Source organism: Streptomyces nogalater, assembly GCF_039532885.1.
Classification (GTDB): domain Bacteria; phylum Actinomycetota; class Actinomycetes; order Streptomycetales; family Streptomycetaceae; genus Streptomyces; species Streptomyces nogalater.
Genome location: NZ_BAAASM010000100.1, coordinates 1 through 5,605, shown reverse-complemented (window position 1 = coordinate 5,605; position 5,605 = coordinate 1). Strand labels below are relative to the sequence as shown.

General features: G+C 68.0%; 6 protein-coding genes. 1 reads left to right on the top strand and 5 read right to left on the bottom strand.

Annotated features, from left to right (window positions below; all coding sequences use genetic code 11):
* A partial coding sequence (locus tag ABD350_RS38155; protein WP_425584219.1) for a DUF6354 family protein occupies positions 1-119 on the bottom strand: 119 nt, incomplete at its 3' end.
* Between the two features lie 366 nt (positions 120-485).
* Between ABD350_RS38155 and ABD350_RS37840 the strand changes: the two genes are divergently transcribed.
* Positions 486-1,361, top strand: coding sequence for an IS5 family transposase (locus ABD350_RS37840; protein WP_344354004.1), 876 nt, complete (start codon positions 486-488; stop codon positions 1,359-1,361).
* A gap of 9 nt (positions 1,362-1,370) precedes the next feature.
* Here the strand turns inward: ABD350_RS37840 and ABD350_RS37835 are convergent, their stop codons facing one another.
* From ABD350_RS37835 to ABD350_RS37820, 4 genes are all read right to left on the bottom strand, one after another.
* Complete coding sequence (locus tag ABD350_RS37835; RefSeq protein WP_344354002.1) at positions 1,371-1,835, bottom strand: GNAT family N-acetyltransferase; 465 nt, start codon at positions 1,833-1,835, stop codon at positions 1,371-1,373.
* A gap of 73 nt (positions 1,836-1,908) precedes the next feature.
* Positions 1,909-2,334, bottom strand: a complete 426-nt coding sequence (locus ABD350_RS37830) for a DUF6283 family protein (protein ID WP_344354000.1) — start codon at positions 2,332-2,334, stop codon at positions 1,909-1,911.
* Between the two features lie 270 nt (positions 2,335-2,604).
* Positions 2,605-4,056, bottom strand: a complete 1,452-nt coding sequence (locus ABD350_RS37825) for a UvrD-helicase domain-containing protein (protein WP_344353998.1) — start codon at positions 4,054-4,056, stop codon at positions 2,605-2,607.
* Between the two features lie 430 nt (positions 4,057-4,486).
* Complete coding sequence (locus ABD350_RS37820; protein ID WP_344353994.1) at positions 4,487-5,350, bottom strand: DUF6083 domain-containing protein; 864 nt, start codon at positions 5,348-5,350, stop codon at positions 4,487-4,489.
* Positions 5,351-5,605 lie beyond the last annotated feature (255 nt).

Here is a 5,605-nt window from a genome sequence, read left to right as displayed (position 1 = left end):
ACCAGGCATTCGGCGCGCCCGTCGTCCCCCAGGGCCAGCACGCGCAGACGCCGGTCCCGGGCGACCATGTCAGGTGCGAGGTCTCGCAGAACCTGCCCGGGCCGGACGGTTCGCTTCATCATCGTTTCCCTCCCGAAGGCCGTTGCGCGTGCTGCCCGATCGTCCCAGATGGCACGGTGCTCTTCGCTGCGGGCAGGCAGGATGATATGCCCAGCACTCACCGGGGCGGCCCAGCAGGTCCAATGACACGTTCCGAAGCTGGGGGCTTCGTCGGCCCGGGCCCGTCGCAACGACCGTCAAAACCATGCTGAACACCCTGCTCGTCGGAGCTCTCACTACATCAGAACTCCCCGTCCTTGCTGCCCGTTTGAGCGTTTTGCGTGAAACCTAGCTGAACCAGCCGGAACGTGACCCGGGCCCCACCGCCTGCCCGGCTCTAGGCCGTGTATCGAAAGTGGATCTTGAGTTGTGAATGATCACGGTTCATGGGTCGGGGAGATCTCACGGACGAGCAGTGGGCGGCGCTGGAGCCGTTGTTGCCGAAGGGTGCCAGGGCGGGGCGGCCGCCGGTCTGGTCCCGACGGCTGCTGATCGACGGCATACGGTTTCGGGTCCGGACCGGTGTGCCGTGGCGGGACGTGCCCGTCGAGTACGGTCCGTGGGGCCGAATCTACGACCTGTTCCGCCGATGGCAGCGCGACGGCACTTGGCAGCGGATCCTCACCCGGCTCCAGTCCCTGGCCGACGCGAAGGGTTTGATCACGTGGGATCTGAGCGTCGACTCCACCGTGTGCCGCGCCCATCAGCATGCGGCCGGGGCTCGCAAGCAGGGTGACCTGCAGAAGGAACCACCGGGCGGTGTCTTCGCCGAGCCTGGCGATCACGGACTGGGACGCTCGCGCGGTGGGTTCACCACCAAGCTGCACCTGGCCGTCGAGCAGGGCCAGAAACCCATGTCGATCGTGATCACGGCAGGGCAGCGCGGCGACTCGCCGCAGTTCGAATCAGTGCTGGAGAAAGTCCGCGTGCCCCGTATCGGACCGGGCCGGCCACGCGTCCGCCCCCACCGGGTCCGCGCGGACAAGGCGTACGCCTCTCACAGGAACCGCGCCTACCTGCGCCACCGAGGAATCCGCTGCACCATCCCAGACAAGGCCGACCAGGCACGCAACCGCCGGAAGCTCGGCTCCCGCGGCGGCCGGCCCCCGTATTTCGACCCTGTCGACTACCGCGAGCGTCACGCGGTCGAGTGCGGAATCAACCGCCTCAAGAGGAACCGGGCCGTGGCGACACGGTACGACAAACTCGCCGTCCGCTACGAAGCCACCGTGCTGATCGCCGCGATCAATGAGTGGTTGTGAGACCAGCGTTCACGCCTCGTCCGAGGCCGTGAGCCCTGACGCCAGCGGCTTGAACATGTGCACGTCCGCATGTCCGCCGGGAATGCCCAGGGTTCGACCGGTCTCGACATAGCCATGCCGCTGGTAGAAGTCGGGGGCCTGAAAAGTGAAAGAAGAGACAGCTACGCGGTCACAGCCGCGCCGCTGGGCCTCGGCCTCGGCAGCATGCAGGATCCTGCTGCCCCATCCACCCTTGCGGTCATCCTCGCGCACCCACAGCAGTTCGATGCCGCACAAACCGCCCCAGGTCCAGGCAGCCAATCCGCCGATCAGCTCACCTGCTTCATCGGTGACCTTGACTGAAAACATGTCACGATCGGCCGAACCTGTCGCGGCCGTGTTGTAGGCGATGAGTTCGGCAGTCAGACGTTCGTTGAGTTCGGCATCGCGTGCGCTGGTGGTCAGGGCCGGGCCGGGGCTGTGGTGGGTTGTCACCGCGCGGAGTATGCCAGTCCGGCTGTGCCCTCGCACTCGATTACCGGACCTTGATCCACTTTCGTAACACGCCCTAGGTGAGGTCGGTGCGCGTGCGGCTGATCTTGTCGATGGCTCGGCGGGCGTCCGGGCCGGGATTGAGGATCTCCCGCATACCGTGAACAGCGGCCTCCGCGCCGGAGGCGAATAGTGGTACCGGGGAGGTGTAGTCCCGGATCGCCTGGGCCGTCTCGACGGCGATCTCTCCAGCGATGGTGGCCACGCGCAGCGCCAACAGCTCGTCTCCGTCATGGCATCCGGCCCAGCCTCCGCACACACGGGCGCGGCCGCTGTCGTGGTCGTGCTGGTGGCAGCGGAATAGCTTGGCAGGCTGCTCAGGCGTGGGCCTGTCGTACGTCGGCAGCTTTGCGTACTCTTCTGCCGACCAGACACCTGAGGGGACGTCCAAACGGTACGGGCAATATTGGCAGGGACGTGGAGCGGGAGGCAGGGTCGTCACGAGCGCTCCTTGGCAGCGGGCAGAAACGGGTTGCTAAGGGAGGCTTTCAAGGAGGCGTAGTGTAGCGGTGGGCAGTGCGCATGGTGCGGGAAACCTTCGTCGCCGAGCTGCCGCTCGCATAGGCCCGAGATGACACGGCTGGTCGTCACGACGGACGGCTGACAGGCGGGTGGCCGGGCTCAGGAACTGCACCAGTCGGTCGGTACTACGGGTGGCCAACATGCTGGGGCTGGTCTGGTCGAAGTAGCTTGAGCAGGCTGCTGGTCTGCGTCAACGGGTTTCATGGATCCAGGCCAGGCCGCCGAGGTCCAGGCGTCGGTGGGCTCTGGTGACGGCTACGTAGGCCAGACGGGCTTCGGCGTCGTCGATCGGGTCGGGTGGCGCTGCGGGGCTGTTGGGGTCTTCTGGTTGGTGCTCTTTGGGGCAGGGGAAGTCGTCCGCGATGAGTACGCGGGGCCATTCTCTTCCTTTGGCTTTGTGGGCGGTGGAGATGGTGACCTGAGCTTGTGGTTCGGGCACGAGTCGGGTGACGGCGGCGAGGATGGCGTCGGTGCCGTGGGTGTCGACGAGGTTCACCAGTGGTTGCAGGTCTCGTCCTGCGGGGTCGTGGGCGGCGTAGTCCTGCAGGTCGCCCCAGGAGGGGAAGAGGATCAGTTCGGGGTGGTGGGTGCGGCGGCCTTCTTTCAGGTCGCGTGCTGCCTGGGCGAGGGCGTAGAGGGTGTCTCCTCCTCCGGTCAGGGCGACCTGGTGTCCGGTGTTCATGAGGTTCATGACGTGGGCCATGGCGCCGACGTTGGTGCGGCACAGTACGGCGTCGGGGCTGGTGACGAGGCCGATTTCAGTAGGCACAGTGGGGGTGCCGGTGAGCCGGATGGGGGCGTCGGCCAGATGGAGCCAGCGGTTGGCTTCCTCGGCGAGGCGGGGTCCGAAGCGGAAGGACTGTGACAAGGTCAGTCCGGTGCCGTTGAAGGCTGTCATGACGTCTTTGGCGCCGCGCCATTGGTAGATGGCCTGGGCTGAGTCACCGACCATGACGAGCTGGGCGTGGTCGCGCTGGGCAAGGAAGACTTTCTCCACGACGGGGTTGGTGTCCTGGGCTTCGTCCAGGAGCAGGTACTCGGCTTCGATGCGCGGTTGGCCGAGGGCCCAGATCTTGAGGTAGTGGTCGTGTTCGAAGCGGACCTGGCCGTCGTCGGGGTTCTGCAGGTCGGTCCAGGCTTTCCGCGCGGCGGGCAGGATGTGGGTGGCGAGTTCGCGGTGCATGCCTGCGTCTTCCAGGCCGCGTAGTTTCGGCACGTGGTGGTGGGTGATCGTCTCGTCGGCGGTATGGCAGAAGCGGGTGATGGTACGCAGAAGGGCGTTGGACAGGGCGCGTTGGGAGATGTCGCGTTCGCCGATACGGATGGCTTTGGTGAGGCCGAGGGCTTGGCCGGCTTGCCAGGCGGGGCGGCGGGGGGCGTTCAGGCGGCTGGTGTAGCGGTGTCCGACGGCGGCGTAGGCGAGCGCGTGGGCGGTCTTGCACTGGACTGTGCGCGGGAAGCGTGCGGTGGCCTCTTGGGCGATGGCCCGGTTGAAGGCGAGGTACTTGCCGCAGCGCGAAGTCGTGCGGGCGAGCATGGCCAGCAGGGTGGTCTTGCCGGTGCCGGCTCCTGCTTGCAGGGTGAGGTGTTCACCGGCGCGGAAGGCGTCCAGGGCGGCTGTTTGCTCGTCGGTGGGCTTCATCTCAGAGTTCCTTGCAGGGATGGGTGGGGCTTGTACGTCGGGTGTGTGGGTGTACGGGGCTCGCGTGCGCGAACAACTGGTGGACGGAGTACGAGTGCGCTGCTCGGCGTGGTTCGGCCATGCTCCGGCGCAGCGTCGGTCGGCCGGAGCTCTCTCGAAGTGGTGCCTTCGGGCCGTGCGTAGGCCGTAAGGCCGGCCGGGACGGCAGGCGGGGAGGGGCCGGGAGCTGCCTTGCTGCGTGCGGCTTTCGGTGTGGTGATCGTGTCGGTGGGTGGCCGGGGCACCGAGTCGGCGGCGTAGCCGGCGAGCAGATCGGCGGGGTGCCCGGCTTTGGCGGTGCCTTCAGTGAGGTGGCGCGCCGTGGTGGGTGGCCGGTGATCCGTCGCCACGCGACGTTGTGTGTGCTGGCGGGGTCGATACGGCGGGACGGTCACCGTGCGCGGGGGTGGGGCCGGGTGGGCGTGGGCAGTGTTGTGCGGATGTAGTCGGCGTGCAGGAGGGGGTCGAAGGGCTCCCAGCCGGCCAGGGCCAAGTCGGCGGTTGCGGTAGAAGTGGCGTGGATGGTGCAGCGTTGGGCGCGCCAGCGTAGTTGGTCTGCGTAGGGCAGGTGGCTGAGGTCGTAGACCGCCATGCTGGTATCGGGCAGGGTGAGTTGACCGCTGGCTGGCTGGGTGGGCAGCAGGATCCAGCGTCCTGGGGTCTGGGCGGGCAGGGAGTGTGTGCAGCGGTCTCGGTGGATGGTCTGGGCGACGCAGCGGAGGGTGTCGATGGGGCTTTCGGCGAGGTAGTTGATGAGAAGGATCCGGACGACGGGGCGGGTGGGCCGTTCGTTGTGTCCGGCCGGCCCTGCGGTGGCGGGCGGGTGGGTTTCCGGGGTGAAGGCGCCCGTGTCGATCAGGCGTCTGGTGCGCAGGCTGAGTTCGCGGCGCAGTGTTGCAAGTGGGGTGCTTGCGGTGTGCGGGTCCTGGGGCTGGTGGGGGCAGAGGGCGGCGTGCGGGATGCGGCACCATCGGCTGCCGTCATCGTGGGGGTAGGCGACGCCGCTGCTGAGGTGCCAGCGGCCGGCGGCGGAGACGCTGGTGGTGGGCACTTCCGCGGGGTGCAGGGCGATGGGCCGGCCGTCGGATCGCGGGTACCAGTCGATGCGGTTGCCGCAGTGGCGGCAGCGGCCGGTCTGGCCCGCGCGCAGGAGTCGGCTCGGGCTGTGTGTGGCGATCTGCAGGGAGCGGCGGGGAGGGAGATGGCGGGGGCTGCCGTCCCAGTGACGGCCTGTGGGCGGGTTGTGGGGGCGCATGGCGGCGACCGTGCCAGGTGGTGCGCCGGTCGGTCGTGGCGGCTTCCGTGGATGTCACGCGATCGGCGCAGTGGGTGGGAACGTGTGGCCGGGGTGGGGTTCTGTCGTTCGAGGGCGTCTCGCCTGTGCGGGTGATTCTCGTCGGCACGGGAGGGGCTTGCGGTGGTGGGGGGTCAAGGCTGTGGGGCGCCGGGGGTCGGGTGGCCTTCGCACAGTGAGGTGAGGAAGCGTTCGATGGGGACGTCGAAGGCGTGG